18 protein-coding genes are annotated in these 20314 nt (G+C 70.5%); 13 read left to right on the forward strand and 5 right to left on the reverse strand.

From position 1 onward, the window contains the following. The first annotated feature begins 37 nt into the window (after nt 1-37). Nucleotides 38-1246: a sulfotransferase family protein gene (locus tag DFR50_RS13610; protein ID WP_113889823.1), complete on the forward strand. Its 1209-nt coding sequence runs from the start codon at nt 38-40 to the stop codon at nt 1244-1246. A gap of 201 nt (nt 1247-1447) precedes the next feature. Here DFR50_RS13610 and DFR50_RS13615 read toward each other — a convergent pair whose 3' ends face one another. Together DFR50_RS13615 and hpnN are read right to left on the reverse strand one after the other, a co-directional pair. Further along, on the reverse strand, nt 1448-2185 hold the full coding sequence (locus DFR50_RS13615; RefSeq protein WP_113889824.1) for an MlaA family lipoprotein: 738 nt from the start codon (nt 2183-2185) through the stop codon (nt 1448-1450). A gap of 163 nt (nt 2186-2348) precedes the next feature. Beyond that, entirely contained in the window at nt 2349-4967 is a 2619-nt protein-coding gene (gene hpnN / locus DFR50_RS13620) for a hopanoid transporter HpnN (protein WP_113889825.1), read from the reverse strand. A 196-nt stretch (nt 4968-5163) separates the two neighbouring features. Here hpnN and DFR50_RS13625 point away from each other — a divergent pair, with 196 nt between their 5' ends. From DFR50_RS13625 to DFR50_RS13665, 9 genes are all read left to right on the forward strand, one after another. After that, on the forward strand, nt 5164-5493 hold the full coding sequence (locus DFR50_RS13625) for a hypothetical protein (RefSeq protein WP_147262761.1): 330 nt from the start codon (nt 5164-5166) through the stop codon (nt 5491-5493). Nucleotides 5494-5625: 132 nt separating this feature from the next. Then, complete coding sequence (locus DFR50_RS13630; protein ID WP_113889827.1) at nt 5626-6249, forward strand: ABC transporter substrate-binding protein; 624 nt, start codon at nt 5626-5628, stop codon at nt 6247-6249. Between the two features lie 49 nt (nt 6250-6298). Next, the gene (gene hpnA, locus DFR50_RS13635; RefSeq protein WP_113889828.1) at nt 6299-7303 is read left to right on the forward strand and encodes a hopanoid-associated sugar epimerase; all 1005 of its coding nucleotides are present in this window, start codon (nt 6299-6301) and stop codon (nt 7301-7303) included. Then, the gene (locus DFR50_RS13640; RefSeq protein ID WP_113889829.1) at nt 7300-8487 is read left to right on the forward strand and encodes a glycosyltransferase; all 1188 of its coding nucleotides are present in this window, start codon (nt 7300-7302) and stop codon (nt 8485-8487) included. The genes hpnA and DFR50_RS13640 overlap by 4 nt, the downstream gene beginning before the upstream one ends. Further along, nucleotides 8484-9362 carry a squalene synthase HpnC gene (gene hpnC, locus DFR50_RS13645; RefSeq protein ID WP_113889830.1) on the forward strand — a complete coding sequence of 293 codons (879 nt, stop codon included), beginning with the start codon at nt 8484-8486 and terminating at the stop codon, nt 9360-9362. The genes DFR50_RS13640 and hpnC overlap by 4 nt, the downstream gene beginning before the upstream one ends. Continuing rightward, entirely contained in the window at nt 9355-10182 is an 828-nt protein-coding gene (hpnD, locus tag DFR50_RS13650) for a presqualene diphosphate synthase HpnD (protein ID WP_113889831.1), read from the forward strand. The genes hpnC and hpnD overlap by 8 nt, the downstream gene beginning before the upstream one ends. Then, nucleotides 10179-11444 carry a hydroxysqualene dehydroxylase HpnE gene (hpnE, locus tag DFR50_RS13655; protein ID WP_113889832.1) on the forward strand — a complete coding sequence of 422 codons (1266 nt, stop codon included), beginning with the start codon at nt 10179-10181 and terminating at the stop codon, nt 11442-11444. Before hpnD ends, hpnE begins: the two co-directional genes overlap by 4 nt. Continuing rightward, entirely contained in the window at nt 11441-13396 is a 1956-nt protein-coding gene (shc, locus tag DFR50_RS13660; protein WP_113889833.1) for a squalene--hopene cyclase, read from the forward strand. The genes hpnE and shc overlap by 4 nt, the downstream gene beginning before the upstream one ends. Nucleotides 13397-13546: 150 nt before the next feature. Continuing rightward, the gene (locus DFR50_RS13665; RefSeq protein ID WP_113889834.1) at nt 13547-14224 is read left to right on the forward strand and encodes a phosphorylase family protein; all 678 of its coding nucleotides are present in this window, start codon (nt 13547-13549) and stop codon (nt 14222-14224) included. 126 nt (nt 14225-14350) lie between these two features. Here DFR50_RS13665 and DFR50_RS13670 read toward each other — a convergent pair whose 3' ends face one another. Continuing rightward, nucleotides 14351-15784, reverse strand: a complete 1434-nt coding sequence (locus DFR50_RS13670; protein WP_245427756.1) for an MATE family efflux transporter — start codon at nt 15782-15784, stop codon at nt 14351-14353. A 93-nt stretch (nt 15785-15877) separates the two neighbouring features. On the opposite strand from DFR50_RS13670, the gene DFR50_RS13675 reads away from it, so the two are divergent. From DFR50_RS13675 to DFR50_RS13685, 3 genes are all read left to right on the forward strand, one after another. After that, complete coding sequence (locus DFR50_RS13675) at nt 15878-16474, forward strand: TetR/AcrR family transcriptional regulator (RefSeq protein ID WP_113889835.1); 597 nt, start codon at nt 15878-15880, stop codon at nt 16472-16474. Between the two features lie 68 nt (nt 16475-16542). Beyond that, complete coding sequence (locus DFR50_RS13680) at nt 16543-17331, forward strand: alpha/beta fold hydrolase (protein ID WP_113889953.1); 789 nt, start codon at nt 16543-16545, stop codon at nt 17329-17331. Nucleotides 17332-17343: 12 nt separating this feature from the next. Further along, a complete protein-coding gene (locus DFR50_RS13685) occupies nt 17344-18042 on the forward strand; it encodes an SDR family oxidoreductase (protein WP_113889836.1) in 699 nt (232 codons plus the stop codon). A gap of 145 nt (nt 18043-18187) precedes the next feature. Here the strand turns inward: DFR50_RS13685 and hpnH are convergent, their stop codons facing one another. Further along, nucleotides 18188-19324 carry an adenosyl-hopene transferase HpnH gene (hpnH, locus tag DFR50_RS13690; protein WP_113889837.1) on the reverse strand — a complete coding sequence of 379 codons (1137 nt, stop codon included), beginning with the start codon at nt 19322-19324 and terminating at the stop codon, nt 18188-18190. 30 nt (nt 19325-19354) lie between these two features. Continuing rightward, nucleotides 19355-20278 carry a 4-hydroxy-3-methylbut-2-enyl diphosphate reductase gene (gene ispH / locus DFR50_RS13695; RefSeq protein ID WP_113889838.1) on the reverse strand — a complete coding sequence of 308 codons (924 nt, stop codon included), beginning with the start codon at nt 20276-20278 and terminating at the stop codon, nt 19355-19357. Between the last annotated feature and the right edge of the window lie 36 nt (nt 20279-20314).

Consider the following 20314-nt stretch of genomic DNA (forward strand, 5'->3'; position numbering starts at 1 on the left):
GGCTCGCGCGCGACCGGCGTTGCTCCCGGGCGGTCGGATGATCCTCCGTGGACTGATGGGCCTCGCCGGCTCGGCGCTCGCCCCGGCTCGGCTCGAGCCGGATCTGCTGATCGCCGCCGCGGCGAGGGCCGCGCGATCCGACCCGGGGCCGCTCGCCGAACCCCGCCGCGCTGAAGCGCTCGCCGCTCTGACCTCGAGCCTCGAGCGCGAGTCGCGGCTTACGCCGTTCGGGCGCCTCGCGGCGGCCTCGGACCTCGTGCGGATGCTGTCGACGGTGCTCATTCTGGCGCAGAAGGAGCGCGCGGATCCGGCGATTGCGGCCCGGCCGTTCGCGCCGCCTATCTTCGTCGCCGGCCTGCCGCGCAGCGGCACCACCTTTCTGCACGGACTGTTGGCGGAAGATCCACGCAACCGCGCGCCGCGGATCTGGGAGTCGATCTATCCCTATCCGCGCGCCGCAGGCTTCGCCGCCGGCCGCGGCAAGGCCAAACTGGAGCTCGGGCTCTTCGCCCGCCTCTCGCCCGGGATCAAGAACCTTCATCCGGTCGAGGCCGACGCGCCGCAGGAATGCATCGAGATCACCAGTCACGTGTTGCGCAGCCCGCGCTTCAACGACGTCTATCGCGCGCCGTCCTACCGCGCCTGGCTCGACCGTTCCGGGTTCGACGACGGCTATCGCTATCTGCAGCGGTTTCTCCGTCATCTCCAGGGACCCGGCGGCGCGCCGCGACGCTGGGTCCTGAAGTCGCCCGAGCACGTGTTTTCGATCGACGCGCTGGTCCGGGCGTTCCCCGACGCGATGCTGGTTCTCGTCCACCGCGACCCCGGCCATGTGCTCGCCTCGGCCGCCCGCCTGACCGAGCTTTTGCGGGCGCCGTTCACGGCCGCTGTCGACCGCAGGGACATCGGGCGTCAGGTCGCCGACTACTGGCAGGACGGGATGCGCCGGATGACGGCGCTCGCCGACGATTCGTCTTTCCCTCTGAAACTCGCGCACGTCCGCTATCGCTCGCTCGTCGCCGATCCGGTCGGAACGGTCGCGCGGATCTACGACGCGTTCGGGCTCGACCTGTCGGCCGAGGCGAGCGCGGCGATGGCGGCGAAAGTGGCCCGGGCGCCGAACGGAGGCTATGGCGCCAACCGCTACCGGCCGGACGATTTCGGCATCGATCCGGAACGGGAGCGGGAGCGGGCGTCGGTGTATGTCGAGCGCTTCGGCGTCGGGGGGGAAGGCAGTCGGCAGTAGGCAGTAGGCAGTAGGCAGTAGGCAGTAGGCGATAAGGAAACAGGAATTAAGAACTCGTCGTTTGGCGAAACGCCGCGCAAGAAACAATAGCCTAGGCTTCGTGCGTCTTGCTGCCTGCCAGCTACTGCTTATCCTGCCAACAAGCGCTTTGACGCAGGCGTCAGGAAACGATCCGACTGCCTACTGCCTACTGCCGACTGCCTACTTACTGCCCGCCGGAGACATCGTCGCCGGCGACTCGGTGACGGCCGGCATGCCGAGGGCTTCCCGCAGGTCGGCCCGGCGGAGCTGATAATAATCGGAGCGCAGGAAGCTGTAGAAGTCGATCGAGGCGTCCTCGGCCTCCTTGAGCTGGCCGAGACGGACGGTCGCGCCGAGGCCGCCCGCTGCCGCCCCCGCCCCCCATCCGATGAAGCCGAGCGACCAGCCGACCGGATCGGCGGCAAGGTCGACCGTGCCGCCGACCACGTCGCGCTGGGTCCCCGGGCCGAAATACGGCGAAACCGCATAGGTGCCGGCGGGCACGCCCCATACGAACAGGGTCTGGCCGAAGTCGCCGGTCTGCTTCGGCAGGCCGCCCCGGCCGGCGACGTCGAACAGGCCGCCGAGGCCGAAGGTCGAATTGAACACGAAGCGGGCGAGCGTGATCCCGGCGGCGTTGAGGCGACCCTGCAGGATGTCGTTGGCGAAGATGCGCGGCTCTTTCAGGTTGCTGTCCACGTCGCGCAATCGGTCGATCAGGGGAGCGGGCAACGCCTTGATCACCGTCGCGGGGGGGTGAAGAATCGCCTGATTGAAGGCGAAGACTTTCTTGTTGGTCGCCTCGTTGGGATCGTCGATCGGCAGCGAGACGTCGCGCGGCGCGCCGGCGCAGGCAGACAGCAGCGCCGCCAGCGCCAGCGCGGCCATAGGCGCCAATCCGGGTCCAGCGCGGTGCATTCAATCGCTTCCTTCGAATTGGCGCGCGACAATCCCGTCCCGCAACGCGGGTCACCGGCTCGTACTCAAAACAAATCAGACCCAGCCGGGCTGACGTTAGCAGACCGTTCCCCCGCCGACTATTGCGGTTCTGCAACAGTCCGCGCCGATCGGGACTGGCGGATCAGCGATCGGGGTGGGTCTTGCGCTGCGTCGCGAGCAGGGCGGGCTGGAACAGCACCGCGGCCGCGAGCGTCGTCACGAGCGCCAGCGCCATCAGCCGGCCCATGCTCGACGTGCCCGGATGGTGCGAGAACCACAGCGAGCCGAAGGCGGTCGCCGTGGTGCAGGCGCTGAACAGAACCGCGCGCGTCAGCGGCGATTGCAGGAAGTTCGTCTCCCCCGCCCGCCACGCCATGACGTAGTAGATCTTGAACGCCACGCCGACGCCGAGCAGGAGCGGCAGCGCGATGATGTTGGCGAAGTTGAGCGGCATGCCGGTCGCCACGCAGATTTCGAGCGTCGCGACGATCGCCACCATGAGCGGCACGAGCGTCAGCAGCACGTCGGTCCAGCGCCTGAGCACGATGAACAGGATGAGCGTGATCGACAGCAGCGACCACAGCGCGGCCTGAAGGAACGCCCTGACGATGGTCGCCGCCGCCTCGACCACGAAGATCGGCGTTCCCGTGGCCTGCGGCGCGACGGCGCGGACCGCCCGGACGAAACGGCCGAGCACCGCGTTGTCGTTGCCGTCGCCGCGCGGGGCGACCTCGATCCTGACCGCGCCGTCGGGAGCGATCCAGGCGCTGGTGAGATCGGCCGGAAGCGTGTCGAGCCCGACCGGCGCCGCGGCGAGAAGGTCGCGCACCTGATCGAGCGTGGTGACCAGCGGCGCGACCAGGACATGCTCCGCCTTGTCCCGGTCCGGGTACGGCGCGTTCGCCAGTTTGGTCATGAGGCCGGCGAGCCGGCGCGCCTCGGCCGCGGCCGGGCTGGCGACCCCCGCCGCCGCGCCCGAGAGATCGTCGGCCGTCTTGCGCAGCGCGTTCAGCGTCTCGACCGGCGCGGGCGGCGGCTTGACCTGGTCGGGTGTCATGGTGTTCTGGAAAAAGAAACTGGCGTCGTCGATCAGCGCCAGCTTCTCGTCCTGGTCCTTCGGGATGAAATCCAGGATCGTGCGCGCGTGGGCGACCTCGGGCAGCGCCCGGAGCCTCTCGGCGAGCCCGGCTGCGCGCGGCAGATCGCTTTCGAGCACGTCGATCGTGTTCGGGCTCGTGTCCGGATCGCGCATCAGGTCGAGCAGGGTCGCGACCGATTCGGCGTGTTTCGAGCGCAGGTTCAGCGGGTTGAAGTCGAAGCGCAGGTACGCCAGCAGCGGCAGGCCGAGGACGACCGCGGTCAGCGTCGCCCCGACGATCCAGTTGCGGCGGCGGTCGAGGAAGCGGTCGACGGGCGCGAGCGCGGCGAAGCCGACCGGCGCCTTTTCGCCCGCGGGCCTCAGCGTCGCGATCAGCGCCGGCAGCAGCGTGACGGTGGTCGCGAAGGCGATGATCATGCCGGTTCCGGCGATCAGGCCGAGTTCGGACAGACCGACATAGGCCGTCGGCAGGAACGAGTAGAAGGCGGCTGCGATCGAGGCGGCGGCCAGCAGCAGCGGCCCCGCGACGACCCGGCCGGTTCCCTGGAGAGCCGCGGCGAGGTCGTCGTCGGCGTAGCGCTCGGCGCGGAACCGGACGCTGAACTGGATGCCGAAATCGACTCCGAGCCCGATGAACAGCACGGCGAAGGCGACCGAGATCAGGTTCAGGGCGCCGACCATCCAGAGGCCCGCCGCGGCGGTGAAGAGGAGTCCGACCACGAGATTGACGAGGACGGCGACGATGAGGCGCGCCTGTTTGAGAGCGAGCCAGAGGACGAACAGGACCACGAGGACCGTCACCAGGCCGTTGAGCGCGGCGCCGTCGGCGACGGTCGCGAATTCCTCGTCGGCGAGCGGCACCGATCCCGTCAGCCTCACCCTGACGCCGTTCGCCGGCGTCAGGCCGAGCGCCTCGACCGTTGCGCGGATCGCCTTGGTCGCCTTGCCGCCGGGCTGAAGATCGCCGTAGTCGAGCGCCGGCTGGACGTTGACGAAGCGCCGCAGCTCCGAGGGTTCCGGTTCGCGGCCGGTGATGAGCCGGCGCCAGGAGAAGGCCGGACTCTTGCCCTGGAGAACGGCCTCGATCGCGTCGGCGATGGCGGTCATCGCCGGCTTCATGTTCTCGAGCGTCGTCTTTCCCACCCGCAGGCCCTCGACCGACTGCGAGATCGCGCCGGTGATCCCGCGCAACGTCGGGTCGGCGGCGAGCGTGCCGAGGAACGGCTGCGCCTTGATGAGCTGGGCGGTGTCGCTCTTCACCTCGTCGAGCGAGAGGAAGAGCACGCCCTCGCGGGCGAAGAACGGGCCGCCGCCGGGGCGGCTCACCGTGCGTATCAGGTCCGGTCGCTGCTGCAGCGCGTTCGCGAGCGCGCTCGCCGCCTTTTCCGCGGCCTCCGGGGTGGTCGCGTCGATCACCGCGGTGATGAGGTCGGTCCGCTGCGGGAATTCCGCGTCGAGCCTGATCTCCTGCTGGCGCCAGGGCAGCGAACTCGACAGCAGCTTGCTGCTGTCGGTGGTGATGGCGATGTGACTCGCCGCATAGACGGCGGCCAGCGCGGCGAGGACGATGTAGCCGGCGATGACCGCCCAGGCGAAGCGGGTGGAGGCGCGAACGGTTCGCGCGATCGCTGCGGCGAGGAGGGGGCTGCCGGTGTCGGTCATCAGTCCCCGCGAGGGCTCACGAATCGGAACGCGAGTCAACTCTGTTGTCGCGGTGCAACAAGGCCGCGCCGCGCGCGATCCCGCGAGACAGGCTCGTTTCCGACCGGGCGTGGACGCCATGATGCTGATTTCATTTGCGCAACGAGGCGATTGTTCGTAAACTCCCGGTTAACGCATCCACGAAAGAGCTGTGGATATGAGACGACGGCCGGCCCTCGCAGGATTGGCGTGTCTCCTCGCCCTGACGCAGGCGTCGGCGAAGGAAGTCCTGACTGCGCCGCGCAACCCGGTCAAGCCGCATGCGACGCGGGCGAAGACGGCCGGCGCTCCCCGGCCAGCGGGCCTCGCCGCCATTTCATTTTCGGATCCCTACGGGTCGCCGGTCGGCGTGAGCAAAGGCAAGGGCGCGGGATTCCCGCCCTCGGAGACGACCGTGCCCGTCCAGCCTCAGGGCGGCTTCACCATCAAGGCGGGGCGCGACTCGCCCGACGCGCCGATGACGGGCGGGCTCATGTTCCGCTTCTGATCGCGGACGTCGAGCCCGCCGGGCGCTCCGGCCCGCCGCGCCGGGAAACCGATCTCGACACGATTCCCAAAATGGGGTCTAAGGCTGGACCGCGGTCGCTTGCGGTCCGCGCCGGCAGAGGGTTGGACAGCCATGAAGCTTTGCAAGCCGAGCATTTCAGCGGCTCTGATCGCGGCGTTGACCGCCTTTCTCAGCCTCTTGCCGATGTCGGCGCAAGCTCAGGAGGCGCCGGCGGCGCGGCGCATTCACGCCTATTACCAGGAGCTCCTGCCGACCCTGAAGCAGGCCGACAGCCTGAGCGTGCGCGAGCGCGACCGGCGCTTCACGCCGGCGATCGGCTCGGCCTTCGATCTCGCCGCGATGACGCGATACGCCGCCGGCCCGGCGTGGAGCACGTTCACGCCTGCCCAGCAGGCCGCGGTTCGCGAGGCCTTCTCCCGCTTCCTGGTCGCGGACTACGCGAGCCTCGTGAAAGAATATTCGGGAGAGAGCTTCGAGGTCGAGCCGCAGACGACAGCGGAGCCGCGCGGCGGCGGCGAAGTCGTCAAGACGAAGCTGATTCAGAGCGGCGGACGCAGCGTCGCGATCAACTATCTCGTCCGCGGCGGGCGGGTGATCGACGTCTATTTCAACGGAACGATCAGCGACCTCGCGACTCGCCGCGACGAATTCGCCTCGATTCTCGCCGGCGGCGGCGGCGCCGACGCCCTGGTCAAGACGTTGCGCCAGCGCACCGATGCGCTGCTGAACGGCTGAGAAGCCCCCCGTGTTTCCCTCGTCGAGGGCGCAGTGACGCAGCGGGCCGATGGACATCGCGGCTGACGCGTCTCCCGTCCTCGTCACCGGGGCGAGCGGCTTCGTCGGCTCGGCGATCGCCGCGGCCGCGCGCGCCGCCGGCCATCCCGTGCGTGTGCTGGTCCGCCGCTCCAGTTCGCGGGTCAACATCTCGCCGCTCGACACGGTCTGCGAGGGCGATCTCGCCGACCGCGCGTCGCTGGCCGCGGCCATGAAGGGCGTCCGCTTCGTCTTTCATGCCGCCGCCGACTATCGCCTCTGGGCGCGCGACCCGGCCGAGATCGTCCGCACCAACGTCGAAGGGACGCGCCGCGTCATGGAGGCGTGCCTCGCCGCCGGCGTCGAACGCGTCGTCTACACGAGCAGCGTCGCGACCCTGAAGCTCGGCGACGGCGCCCCGGCCGACGAGAGCCGGCCGCTGGCGGAAGGCGAGGCGATCGGCGCCTACAAGCGCAGCAAGGTCGCAGCCGAACGCCTCGTCGAGACGATGGCGCGGCGCGATCGCCTGCCGGTGGTGATCGTCAATCCGTCCACCCCGGTCGGCCCGCGCGACGTGAAGCCGACGCCGACCGGTCGAATCATCGTCGAGGCGGCGACCGGGCGGATTCCCGCTTTCGTCGACACCGGACTGAACCTCGTCCACGTCGACGACGTGGCCGCCGGTCATCTCGCCGCCCTGCGGCGCGGCGAAATCGGCGAGCGCTACATTCTCGGCGGCGAGAACGTCGCCTTCTCCGCCATGCTCGCCGACATCGCGCGCAGCGTCGGCCGCGCGCCGCCGACGCTGCGGGCGCCGCGGGCGCTGCTCTATCCGGTGGCTTACGCCGCCGAGTTTTTCGCCCGCTTCGGGTCGCGCGAACCCTTCGTCACGGTCGACGGTCTGCGCATGTCGCGCCACCGCATGTACTTCGACGACGCCAAGGCGCGCCGCCGGCTCGGCTACGTCACGCGGCCGTATCGCGAAGGCTTGAGCGACGCGCTCGCCTGGTTCGCCGCCACGGGCTACCTGCGATGATCGCCGCCCTCGCCGCCCTCGTCCCGGTCGCCGTCTGGGCGTATCTGATCGCGGCCAGAGGCGGGTTCTGGCTCTGCCGCGAGCGCGACGACGCGGCGTTCGCCCGACTCCGCGAACCGCCGCTGACGACCGCCGGCGCGCCGGACGTGATCGCCGTCATGCCGGCGCGCGACGAAGCGGCGGTGATCGCGGCGAGCGTGACGTCGCTCCTGAGGCAGGACTATCCCGGGCGGCTGTCGCTGGTGATCGTCGACGACGAGAGCGCCGACGGCACGGCGGCGGCGGCGCGCGCGGCCGCCGCGGCGGTCGGGCAGGCCGACCGCGTCCAGGTCGTGACCGGCTCGGCGACGCCGGGGGGCTGGACCGGCAAGCTCTGGGCGATGCGCCAGGGCCTCGCGGCGCTCGAAGCCGGCGGGAATTCGCCCGAGTTCGTCCTCTTCACCGACGCCGACATCGCCTATGCGCCGCAGACGCTTCGCCGCCTCGTCGCCATCGCCCGGTCGCGGGACGCGGCGCTCGCGTCGCTGATGGCGAAGCTCCGGTGCGTCAGCCTGGCCGAGCGCCTGCTGGCGCCGGCCTTCGTGTTTTTCTTCCAGAAGCTCTATCCCTTCGCCTGGGTCAACGATTCGCGATCGAAAACCGCGGCGGCGGCCGGAGGCTGCATGCTGGTTCGCCGGCAGGCGCTCGCCGCGGCCGGCGGGCTCGAGACCCTGCGCGGCGCCCTGATCGACGACTGCGCCCTGGCCGCGGCGATGAAGCGGCAGGGACCGATCTGGCTCGGGCTCACCGACGATGTGACGAGCCTGCGCGCCCACCCGGACGTCGCCGATTTCGGGGCCATGATCGTCCGCTCCGCCTACGCGCAATTGCGCTACTCGCCGCTCCTCCTGATCGGCGCGGTCGCCGGCATGGTCGTGACCTATCTCGCGCCGCCGCTGTTGGCCGTGTTCGCCGACGGCGCCGAGCGGGCGGCGGGCCTGATCGCCTGGGCGCTGATGGCGCTCGCCTTCACGCCGATGCTGCGGTTCTATCGCCAGCCTGCGGCGGCGGGCGTCGCCTTGCCGGTGATCGCAGCCGTCTATACGGTGTTCACGATCGAGTCGGCTCTCCAGCATTGGCGCGGGCGCGGAGGCCACTGGAAAGGTCGCTACCAGGCCTCGACGAGCGGAATGGACAGCGCATGACCTCTGCGGCCGTCGCAGCATCGGGCAAGGGCCACGAAGACGAGAACTTTCCCGTGGCGTCGTGGCTGGTCGGCGCGACCTATCGTCAGCCGATCCTGGCCTTCTATCGATTCGCCCGCGCCGCCGACGACGTCGCCGACCACCCGTCGCTGGCGCCGGAGCAGAAGCTCGCGCTGCTGGACCGGCTCGGCGATACGCTGTCGGGCCGCGGGGCCGGCGATCCAGACGCCGAGCCGCTGCGCCGCGTTCTCGCCGAGCGCGGGCTCTCGCCCCGCCATGCCTTCGATCTGCTCGAGGCGTTCCGGCTCGACGTGAGCAAGCGCCGCTACGCGAGTTGGGACGAGCTCATGGACTATTGCCGGCTGTCGGCGGCGCCGGTCGGGCGCTTCGTGCTCGACCTGCACGGCGAGGACCGCGCTGCGTGGCGGGCGTCCGACCCGCTGTGCGCGGCGCTTCAGGTCATCAACCACCTGCAGGACTGCGCCGCCGATTATCGCCGGCTCGACCGCGTCTACCTGCCCGAGGCCACGCTCGCCCAACACGGCGCCGGGGTCGAGATGCTCGCGGCCGCCCGGTCCGCTCCGCCGCTGCTCGCCGCCGTCCACGATCTCGCCGGGCGGACCGCGGCGCTCGTCGCCGACGCCGCGCCCCTCGCCGGGCAAACGGCCAACCCGCGGCTCGCGCTGGAAATCGCGGCGATCCAGGCGTTGGCCGGGACTCTCGTCCGTCGCATCTCGACCCGCGACCCGCTCGCCGACGACGTGCATCTCGGCAAGGCGGCGGCCGCGATCGTCGCCGGGCGCGGCGTCCTCGGCGGCTGCTGGTCCCTGCTGACGAAGGCGCTGCGGCGACCGGGACAATCCGCCCATGAGTGAGATCGGCGCGCCGGCCGTTCCCGCGGCGACCGGAAGCTCGTTTTACCTCGCGATGCGCATTTTGCCCGAGCAGCGGCGCAAGGCCATGTATGCGGTCTACGACTTCTGCCGCGCGGTCGACGACATCGCCGACGGCTCGGGGCCGTCCGCTTCCCGGATGGCCGGTCTCGACCGCTGGCGGGCGGAGATCGACGGCCTCTATGCCGGGCGTCCGGTCGCGGCGCTGAGCGACCTCGCCGAAGCGGTGCGCCGCTTCGGCCTGCGAAAGGCGGACTTCGACGCGGTGATCGACGGCATGGCGATGGACGCCGCCGAGAACATTCGCGCGCCCGACTGGGCGACCCTCGATCTCTACTGCGATCGCGTCGCGAGCGCCGTCGGGCGGCTTTCCGTGCGCATCTTCGGCATGAACGAGGCGGCCGGCGAGGCGCTCGCCCACCATCTCGGCCGCGCCCTGCAACTGACCAACATCTTGCGCGACATCGACGAAGACGCCGCGATCGGACGGCTCTACCTGCCGCGCGAGGCGCTGACGGCGGCGGGGGTGTCCTCGGACGAGCCGCTCGCGGCGGCCGCCGATCCGCGGCTTGCCCGCGCTTGCGTGGAGGTCGCGGCGCGGGCGCGCGCGCATTTCGTCGAATCCGGACGAATCATGGCCGGGGAGCCGAGAGCCGCCGTCCGCGCGCCGCGCCTGATGGCCGCGGCCTACCAGTCGATCCTCGATCGCATGCAGGCGCGCGGGTTCGCGCCGCCGCGCCGGCGCATCGGCGCCGACCGGTTGCGCGTCCTCGGCGCGCTCCTCCGGTACGGCCTCGCATGAGCGTCGTCCATGTCGTCGGGGCCGGCGTCGCGGGCCTGAGCGCCGCCGTGCGGCTGGCGGACGAGGGGGTCCGGGTGGTCCTGCACGAAGCGGCGGCGACGGCCGGCGGCCGCTGCCGATCGTACCAGGATCCGGCGCTCGGCCTTGCCATCGACAACGGCAATCACCTGCTGCTGTCCGGCAACCACGCCGCGCTCGACTATCTCGACCGCATCGGCTCGCGCGCCCGGCTGCAAGGCCCGGCGTCGGCGATGTTCGATTTCGCCGACCTGAAGACCGGCGAACGCTGGCGGCTGCATCCCAGCGACGGCCGGGCGCCGTGGTGGCTTCTCGATTCCCGCCGCCGCGTTCCCGGCGCGCCGCTCAGCGCCTATCTCGCGCCGCTCGCGACGTTGACGGCCGCCAAAACAGCGTCGCTCGGCGAGGTGATGACCTGCTCGGGGCCGCTCTACGACCGCCTCTGGGGTCCGGTTCTGCTCGCCGCGTTGAACACCGACCCGGCCGAGGGCTCGGCGCGGCTCGCAGCCGCGATGCTGCGCGAGACGCTGTTCGCGGGCGGGCGCGCCTGCCGTCCGCTGGTCGCGGTCGGCGGACTGTCGGCCTGTTTCGTCGAGCCCGCGCTGCTTCATCTCGCGTCCCGCGGGGCGACGGTCCGGTTCGGCGCGCGCCTGCGCGGCGTGGCCTTCGCCGCCGGGCGTGCGGCAGGCCTCGATTTCGCGGATGGGCGAACGGCGCTCGCCGGCGACGACGCCGTCATTCTGGCCGTGCCGCCGCCGGTGGCGCGGGAACTGCTGCCCGATCTCGACGCGCCCGACGAATTCCGCGCGATCGTCAACGCGCATTTCCGGGTCGCGCCAGCCGGGGATCAGCCGCTGATCCTCGGCGTCGTCAACGGCCTGACGCAATGGATCTTCTCCTATCCCGAGCACGTGTCGACGACCATCAGCGGCGCCGATCGCCTGATCGACGAGCCGCGGGAGGCGCTGGCGCGGGCGATCTGGGCCGAGGTCGCAGCGCTCGGCGGCTACGGCCCGGACCTTCCGCCGTGGCAGATCGTCAAGGAGAAGCGGGCGACCTTCGCCGCGACGCCGGCCCAGGACGCCCGGCGTCCGCCGGCGCGCACCGCCTTCGCCAATGTCGCCCTCGCCGGTGACTGGACGCAGACCGGACTGCCGGCGACGATCGAAGGCGCGGTGCGCTCGGGCTACGCGGCGGCGGCGGTCGTGACCGGGCGGCGCGGGAAAGCGGGGGGTTCGCGATGAGTCTGTCCATCGACGACACGGCGTCGCTCGAAACGGTCGAGCGGCGCATCCGCGCCGCCTCCGCGGCGCTGCTCGCCCGGCAGCAGCCGGACGGCCACTGGTGTTTCGAACTCGAGGCCGACGCCACCATCCCGGCGGAATACGTGCTGTTCCGCCATTTCCGCGGCGAAACGCCGGACGTGGAGCTCGAGCGCAAGATCGCCGTCTATCTGCGCCGGATCCAGGGCGCGCACGGCGGCTGGCCGCTGTTCCACGACGGCGCGTTCGACATCAGCGCCAGCGTCAAGGCCTATTTCGCGCTCAAGATGATCGGCGACGATTCCCAGGCGCCGCATATGGCGCGGGCTCGTCAAGCCGTGCTGGCGCACGGCGGCGCGGCCGCCAGCAACGTCTTCACCCGCTTCCTGCTGGCGCTGTACGGCGCCATTCCGTGGCGCGGCACGCCGGCGATGCCGGTCGAGATCATGCTGCTGCCGCGCTGGTTTCCGTTCCACCTCAGCAAGATCTCGTACTGGGCGCGCACCGTGCTCGTGCCGCTGCTGGTCCTCCAGGCGCTGAAGCCGAGGGCGAAAAACCCGCGCGGCGTCGCAATCGACGAATTGTTCGTCGCGCCGCCCGACACGGTGCGGCGCTGGCCGAAGGGCGCCCACCAGTCTCCCGGCTGGATTCGCTTCTTCGACGCCGTCGATGCGGTCCTGAAGCGCGCCGAGCCTTACTTTCCGCCCGCGACCCGAGCCCACGCGATCAATCGCGCCGAGGTCTTCGTCACCGAGCGCCTCAACGGGGTCGACGGCCTCGGCGCGATCTTCCCGGCCATGGTCAACAGCGTGCTGATGTTCGACGCGCTCGGCGTCCCGTCCGACGATCCGCGTCTCGTCGCGGCGCGGGAGTCGATCGAGCGGCTGCTGGTCGTCGGCGACGACGAGGCCTATTGCCAGCCTTGCGTCTCGCCGGTCTGGGACACGGCGCTCACGGCGCATGCGCTGATCGAGGTCGGCGGCGAGACGGCGGAAGCGGCGGCGAGCGCCGGCCTCGCCTGGCTGCGGCCGCGGCAGGTGCTCGAGGTGAAGGGGGACTGGGCTGTCGGGCGCCCGAACGTCCGCCCCGGCGGCTGGGCCTTCCAGTACGCCAACGCCCATTATCCCGACCTCGACGACACCGCTGTCGTGGCGATGGCGATGGACCGGGCGAGCGGGCGCAGTTCGCACCGGGACGCCGCCGCGATCGGGCGGGCGAAGGAATGGATCGAGGGCCTGCAGAGCCGGGACGGCGCCTGGGGCGCCTTCGACGCCGACAACACCCACGAGGTTCTCAACAACATCCCGTTCGCCGACCACGGCGCGCTGCTCGACCCGCCGACGGCCGACGTGACGGCGCGCTGCGTCTCGATGCTGGCCCAGCTCGGCGACACCCGCGAGACGAGCCCGTCGCTCGCGCGCGGCCTCGACGCGCTGATTGCGAGCCAGGAAAAGGACGGCAGCTGGTTCGGCCGCTGGGGGATGAACTACGTCTACGGCACATGGTCGGCGCTGTGCGCCCTCAACGCCGCGGGAGTCGATTCCGCCGCGCCGTGCGTGAGGCGCGCGGTCGACTGGCTGGTTCGCATCCAGAACGCCGACGGCGGCTGGGGGGAGGCGGGCGACAGCTATCGGCTCGACTACCAAGGCTATCGTCCGAGCCCGAGCACGGCTTCGCAGACCGGCTGGGCGCTGCTCGGCCTGATGGCGGCGGGCGAGATCGACAATCCCTCGGTCGCGCGCGGCGTCGCCTGGCTCGCAGCGACGCAAGGCGCGGACGGTTTTTGGGACGAGCCGTTCCACACCGCGACCGGCTTTCCGCGCATCTTCTACCTGCGCTACCACGGCTATTCCAAATTCTTCCCGCTCTGGGCGCTGGCGCGCTACCGCAACCTCAGGCGCGCCAACAGCCGCAGCGTCGCGTTCGGCATGTGAAGTCGGAGGCGAGATGAACTCAGATCGATCTTGTCGCGTCTTTGCGAGGAGCGCAGCGACGAAGCAAGCCACGCCGCTGCGCAGGCGGTTGGATTGCCTCGCCGCGCTCGCAAGGACGGACGTGGCCGAAGCCATTCTCCATCCGCGCTGATGGCTGCGCCTCGCTCGCAGATTTCGTCCGTCCTGATCGTCTGCGGGCTGAAACGCGAAGCGGCGCTCGCGGCCGGTCCGGGCGCGATCGTGGCGTTCGGCAATGGGGCGACGTTGCAGGCGCGGTTCGCCGCGCTCGCCGACACGCCGCTTCGGATGGTCGTCAGTTTCGGCCTCTGCGGCGGGCTCGATCCAAGCCTGCGCAGCGGCGATGTCCTGCTCGGGTCCGAGGTCGTGGCTCGGAGCGAAAGCGTCGCGACGGACGAAGCGTTGACGCTTGCGCTGGAACGCCGCCTCGCCGAGGCGGGCGTGCCGGCGACGCGTGGAAAATTCGCGGCCGCGGACGCTCCCGTCCTGACCGCCGGGGAGAAACGCGCGCTGCGCGAGACAACCGGCGCCGCCGCGGTCGACATGGAAAGCCTCGCCGCCGGCCGCTTCGCCCGCGCGCGGGGCGCGCCGTTCGCCATCCTGCGCGCCGTCAGCGACCCCGCCGACCGCGACCTGCCGCCGCTCGTCCTGGCCGCGCTCGACGCCGACGGCGAGGTCGACGTCGGGGCCGTGGTCAGGGGGCTCGCCCGTTCGCCCGCCGCGCTTCCGGGACTGATCGCGGCGGCTTTCGACAGCGGCGCGGCGTTCCGCATGCTCCGGCGTTGCGGCAGGCTGGCGGTCGGACTCTGACGGCTGGAGCCGTTGGAGGACCGGACCCGATCCGGCGCTGTCCTTCGACATCGGCGGGGTGATCGGACCAGCGCCCTGCGGCCCCTGCGCCACGCCGGCCGGCGGTCCCGGTCGCCGTCGATCCGGTCAGCTCGAAACGCTCGCCGCGCGCAGCGCGAGCCGGTCCTTCCTGAACCACACGCCTGAGCGCACCGCAATTCCGACGATCGCGCCATAGGCGGCGAGAGCGGCCCCGAGCATCACGAAAACAAGCGGCAGCGACCCGGTCAGGGCGAGCGCGAGCCAACCGCCGCCAACGGCGATGACCAGCCGGGCGAATCCGCCGAGCAACGGCCACATCAGCCGCCCGGCGCCCTGCGACGCGAAATAAAGCGCGAGCCCCAGGCCGAAGAACCCGTAGGCCGGACCGACGAAGCGCAGATAGGCGCTTCCCGTCGCGATCATCATGGGATCGTCGCCGAACAGCCTCAGCCAGGCCGAGGGCCACAAGGCCGCGGCGAGGCCGATCGCCTCGCAGGCGACGAAGGCGAGCGCCGCGCCCGTCATCGCAATGCGCAGCGCCCGCTCTTTCTGGCCCGCGCCGATATTGACGCCGACCATGGCGACCAGAGGCGCGCCGAGGCCGAACACCAACGGGATCAGGAGATACTCGAGCCGGGAGCCCGTTCCGTAGCCCGCGACCGCGTCGGGCCCCGCGGCCGCGCCGACGATGCCCGTGGTCAATGCGACGGTCAGCGTCGTTTGCAGCGTGCTCAGCGTCCCGACGCCGCCGACTCTGAGAATGTCGGCGAAGAAAGCCGGCTCGAGGCGCGCGATCCGCAGCCGGACGACGCTATTTCCGGACAGAATGTACCAGGCGAGGATGACCGCCATGAGCGCCGTCGTCGCGACCACCGCGGCGCCGCCGCCGGCGATCCCCATCGCCGGAACCGGGCCGAGCCCGAAGATGAAGAGCGGCGAGAGGGGGATCAGCAGCGCGACGCCGACGCACACGACGGTCGACGGAAACAGCATCTCGCCCGAGCCGCGGATGACGCTCGCCAGCGCATTCATCAGCCACAGCACGATATTGCCCGCGAAAACCACGTTCGAATAGGCCATCGCGGCGTCGAGCGATCCGCCCCGGCCGCCCATCGCAGCATAGATCTGGCGGCCGAAAACCAGGAACAGCGCCGAGGTCAGGAGGCCGAGCGCGCAATTGATCAGAAGCGCATGCAGGACGAGCGCATCCGCGTCGGCGCGCCGACCGGAACCGAGCGCCCGCGCGACGGCGGACGAAATGCCGCCGCCGACCGCGCCGGCCGACAGCATGGCCATCATCATGACGCCGGGAAAGACCAGGGCCATGCCTGCGAGCGCGTTGGTTCCGAGCCGCGAGACCCAAAACGTCTCGATCAGCCCGGTCGAAGCCTGCGCAACCATGACGAGCACGTTCGGCCAGGCGAGCCGCAGCAGCGTCGGAACGATCGGACCCTCGAGCAGGAGAAGCGTCCGCGCGCTCATTTCAGCCGGCGGCGCGGGAGCGGCGGCGGGCGGCGCAAGAACGGCAGAATTTTTCACGGGCCGCCTTCCTCATGTGTTCAGATGTCGTCGCGACGGGACCGGTTTCAGGCGCTTGTCAAAGATCCGCTCCGTCGATATGATAGCCATAATATGAAAATCGCACGCCGCCAACCAAAACCTTCCAGCCGTAAGGAAGAGACGCATCGCCGCATCGTCGACGCGGCGGCGCGGTCCATTCGCGCCACCGGATACGACGGAACCGGCGTGGCCGACATCATGAAGTCCGTCGGGCTGACCCACGGCGGTTTCTACGCGCATTTCGGTTCGCGGGAGGCGATGCTCGCCGAGGCGGCCGACCTCGCCGGCGCGCATGGAATTGCAGCCCTCGAGCGCGTCGCGGCGGCGGCTCCGCCACAGGAGTCCTTGCGGGCGCTGCTGCGCGCCTATCTGTCGAAGGCCCACGCCGACGGCGTGGCGATCGGATGCCCGGTGGTCGCGCTCGGTTCGGAAATGCCCCGTCAGGCCCCCGAGGTTCGGCGCGCCGCCACCCGGCGCATCAAGGAGTTCATCGACCTCGTGGCGCGACAGTCTCCGGACTGGGGACGCCCGGGCGCGCATGAGCGCGCGCTGGTCACCGTGGCGACGATGGTTGGAGCGCTGCTTCTGGCTCGGGCCGTCGACGATCCGAAGCTGGCGGAGGACCTGCGGGAAGCCGCTCTCGGCCACCTGACGTCGCAACCCGTCTGAAACCGGGCGGCGGTCCCGATCGGTTCGTTGCGTAAAAATATGACGTTCATCATATAATGGAGCCCGACATGAGCGAAACGATCGCCGCGAACCGCCCGAGTCCGGAGCAGGTTGCGCAAGCCTTCCTGACGCCGGCGCAGCCGAAGCGGCTCCTGCCGCTCGCCATGCCGGGCGCCGCCGACCTGCGCATCGAGACGCCGGAAGGCGAGATCGCCTTGACGCAGGCGGGGTCGGGCCCTGCGGTTCTGCTGTTGCATGGCTGGGAGGGTCAGGCGTCGGACCTCGCCGCGTTCGTGGCGCCGCTCCTCGAGGCCGGCTGCTCGGTGCTGGCGATGGATCTGCCGGCGCACGGGCGCTCGGCCGGCCGCCGCATGTCGATCCCGCAGGCCGCCGTGGCGCTTCACGCCGTCGGGAAGGCGATCGGGCCGCTGCGCGCTGTCGTCGCCCACTCGATGGGTTCGCCGGTCGTCGTCGAGGCCTTGTACGGCGGCCTCGACGCCGAACGGGTGATCCTGATCGCGTCGCCCGCGCATTACGAGCGCTATGCACGCGGATTTGCGGCCGCCGCCGGGCTTGCCGCAGAGGGCGCCGAGGCGATGTTGGGCCTCTTGCGGAAGGCGATCGGTCAGGATGTCCGCGACATCTCCCTGCCGCGTCGCGCCCCGAGCCTCGGCCAGCGCGCCTTGTTCATCCACTCGGCCGACGACCGCACGGTCCCGATCGAAGACAGCGTCGAGAGCGCCGCCGCCTGGCCGGGCGCACGCCACCGGCGCGTCGAGGGCCTGGGCCACCGCCGCATTCTCTCCGATCCCGGCGTCGTCGCCGAAGCCGTCGCATTCGTCACTGCGCAAGTCTGAAAGGAAGCAGCCATGAAGGTTCAAGGTTCTGTCGCGCTCGTCACCGGCGCCAACCGCGGTCTCGGCGCGGCTTTCGCCCGCGGTTTGCTCGCGGCCGGCGCGGCCAAAGTCTACGGCGCGGCCCGCGATCCCGCCGCGGTGACGACGCCGGGCGTCACGCCGGTTCGACTCGATGTGACAAAACCGGAGCAAGTCGAGGCGCTGGCGCGGGAACTCGCCGACGTGACCCTCCTGATCAACAACGCGGGCGTCGCCGAGTTCGGACCCCTGCTGTCGCCGAATGCGACGGAGGCGCTGCGGCGCCAGTTCGAGACCAATGCGGTCGGGCCGCTGCGGCTGACGCAGGCTTTCGCGCCCGTGCTGGCGGCCAACGGCGGCGGCGCCGTCGTGAACGTGCTTTCGGTGCTGAGCTGGCTCACGTTGGCTGGGCAGAGCGGCGCCTACAGCGCGTCCAAGGCGGCGGCATGGGCGCTCGGCAACGCCCTGCGTCAGGAGCTGAAGGCCCAGGGGACGCAACTCGTCGCGGTGCACGCCGCCTTCATCGACACCGACATGGCGCGCGGCGCGCCGGGACCGAAGATCGCTCCCGAGGCGGTCGTGAGCCAGACGCTCGCGGCGCTGGAAGCGGGTCAGGCGGAAGTTCTGGCGGACCCGGTCACCCGGCAGGTTCATGCCGGACTGTCTGCGGAGCCGGCGGCGTATCTCGCGTAGGCCTGGCGAGCGAAAGGGCAAGTCCCGCCCGTATCACTCTTTTGGTCGGGCGGCAGCGGGCCTGCAGGATCGGGCGTGTACGCCCGCTTACCCCGCCGCCCGTTCGACCCGGAAGGGCGAGCGAAACAACGGTCGGCTCAGACCGCTACATGGCCTTCTCCCCCACCTTGTCGGGCCGCATCTCCGACAGCTTCTCCGCCACGCCGCGCTCGAACACGAATTCGGCCGGGCGCTGCCGGTCGAGCGGAATGTCCGGCGCCATCGGGCCTTCCGTCCGCACCCCGCGCAGCGACACCGCCAGCGCCTTCCACGGCCGCCTGACCGAGTCCGCCACCGCCGTCGCCTCGAAGCCGCTGTGGACCATGCAGTCGGCGCATTTCTCGTAATTGCCGACGCCATAGGCGTCCCAGTCCGTCTCCTCCATCAGTTCGCGGAAAGACTTCGCGTAGCCCTCGCCGAGAAGGTAGCAGGGCCGCTGCCAGCCGAACACGTTGCGGGTCGGGTTGCCCCACGGGGTGCAGCGATAGGTCTCGTTGCCGGCGAGGAAATCCAGAAACAGGCCAGACTGGTTGAACGCCCATTTGCGGGCGCGGTCGCCGCGGCGGAAAATGGCGCGGAACAGCTCCTTGGTGGCCGTTCGGTTCAGGAAATGCGTCTGGTCGGGGGCGCGCTCATAGGCGTAGCCGGGCGACACCGTGATCCCGTCGACGCCGAGCGCCGTCACCTCGTCGAAGAACGCGGCGACCCGCGCGGGGTCGGCGTCGTTGAAGAACGTGCTGTTGATCGTGACGCGAAAACCCTTGGCCTTCGCCAGCTTCAGGGCGGCGACGGCGCGGTCGTACACGCCCGGCTGGCACACCGATTTGTCGTGCCCCTCCTGGTCGCCGTCGAGGTGGATCGACCAGGTGAAAAAGGGGCCGGGCTGGTACTGGTCGATCTTCTTCTGCAGCAGGAGGGCGTTGGTGCAGACGATGACGAATTTTTTCCGCGCCACCGCGCCGCGCACGATCTCCGGCAGCTCCTTGTGCAGCAGCGGCTCGCCGCCGGCGAGCACCACCACCGGCGCGCCGCATTCGTCGACCGCCGCGAGCGCGTCCTCGACCGACAGGCGCTTGGCCAGGATCGGGTCCGGATAGTCGATCTTGCCGCAGCCGGCGCAGGCCAGGTTGCACTGGAACAGGGGCTCCAGCATCAGCACCAGCGGATAGCGCTTCCGGCCGGCGAGATGCTGGCGCACGACATAGGCGCCGACGCCGATGACCTGCCGAAGGGGTATGCCCATGAGGAGCGGCTCCTTTGAAACCTGTAACGATCAGAGCGCCAGTTCGGCTGGAAGCCGAAAGCTGACGCTTTCTTCCGGCCCGTCCTGAACCGACACCAGCGATGGCGCGAGGCGCTCGAGGGCGCGCACCACGTCGTCGACGAGAACTTCGGGGGCGGAGGCGCCGGCGGTCACCCCGACGGCCTCATGCCCACGGAACCACGCCGGATCGATCTCGGCGCCGTCGGCGACGAGGTAGCTCGGCAGCCCCGCCTGCGCGCCGATTTCGCGCAGCCGGTTCGAGTTTGAGCTGTTTCTCGCCCCGACGACGACGATGACGTCGACCATTTGCGCCAGTTCGCGCACGGCGGTCTGCCGGTTCTGCGTCGCATAACAGATGTCGCGGGTCGAGGGTCCCAGCACATCGCTGAACCGGCGGTGCAGGGCGGCGATCACGCCGCGCGTGTCGTCGACGCTCAGCGTCGTCTGGGTGACATAGGCGATCGGCGCGTCGGAGGAAACCGCGAGCCGGTCCACGTCCGCCTCGTTCTCGACGAGATGCGCCTCGCCGTCGATGCGGCCGAGCGTTCCCTCGATCTCCGGATGCCCGGCATGGCCGATCACGATCAAGATCCGCCCCTGCGCCACGTAGCGGCCGCTCTCGTTGTGAACCTTGGTCACCAGCGGGCAGGTCGCGTCGATCGTCGGCAGCGCCAGCGACCGGGCCTCCTCTTCGACCTTCCGCGACACGCCGTGGGCGCTGAAGATCGTCAGCGCGCCAGCCGGCACCTCGCTCAGCTCCTCGACGAACCGCGCGCCCTTCGCCTTGAGCTGCTCGACGACGTGGCGGTTGTGCACGATCTCATGGCGGACGTAGACCGGCGGCCCGTATTTGTCGAGCGCCCGCTCGACGATGTCGATGGCGCGCACGACGCCGGCGCAAAATCCGCGCGGCTGCGCGAGGATGATTTTCATTCCTTCTCCTCGTCGCGCCGGAGCGGGGCGCGGAAA

The sequence above is a fragment of the Roseiarcus fermentans genome, assembly GCF_003315135.1.
GTDB classification, from domain to species: Bacteria; Pseudomonadota; Alphaproteobacteria; order Rhizobiales; family Beijerinckiaceae; genus Roseiarcus; species Roseiarcus fermentans.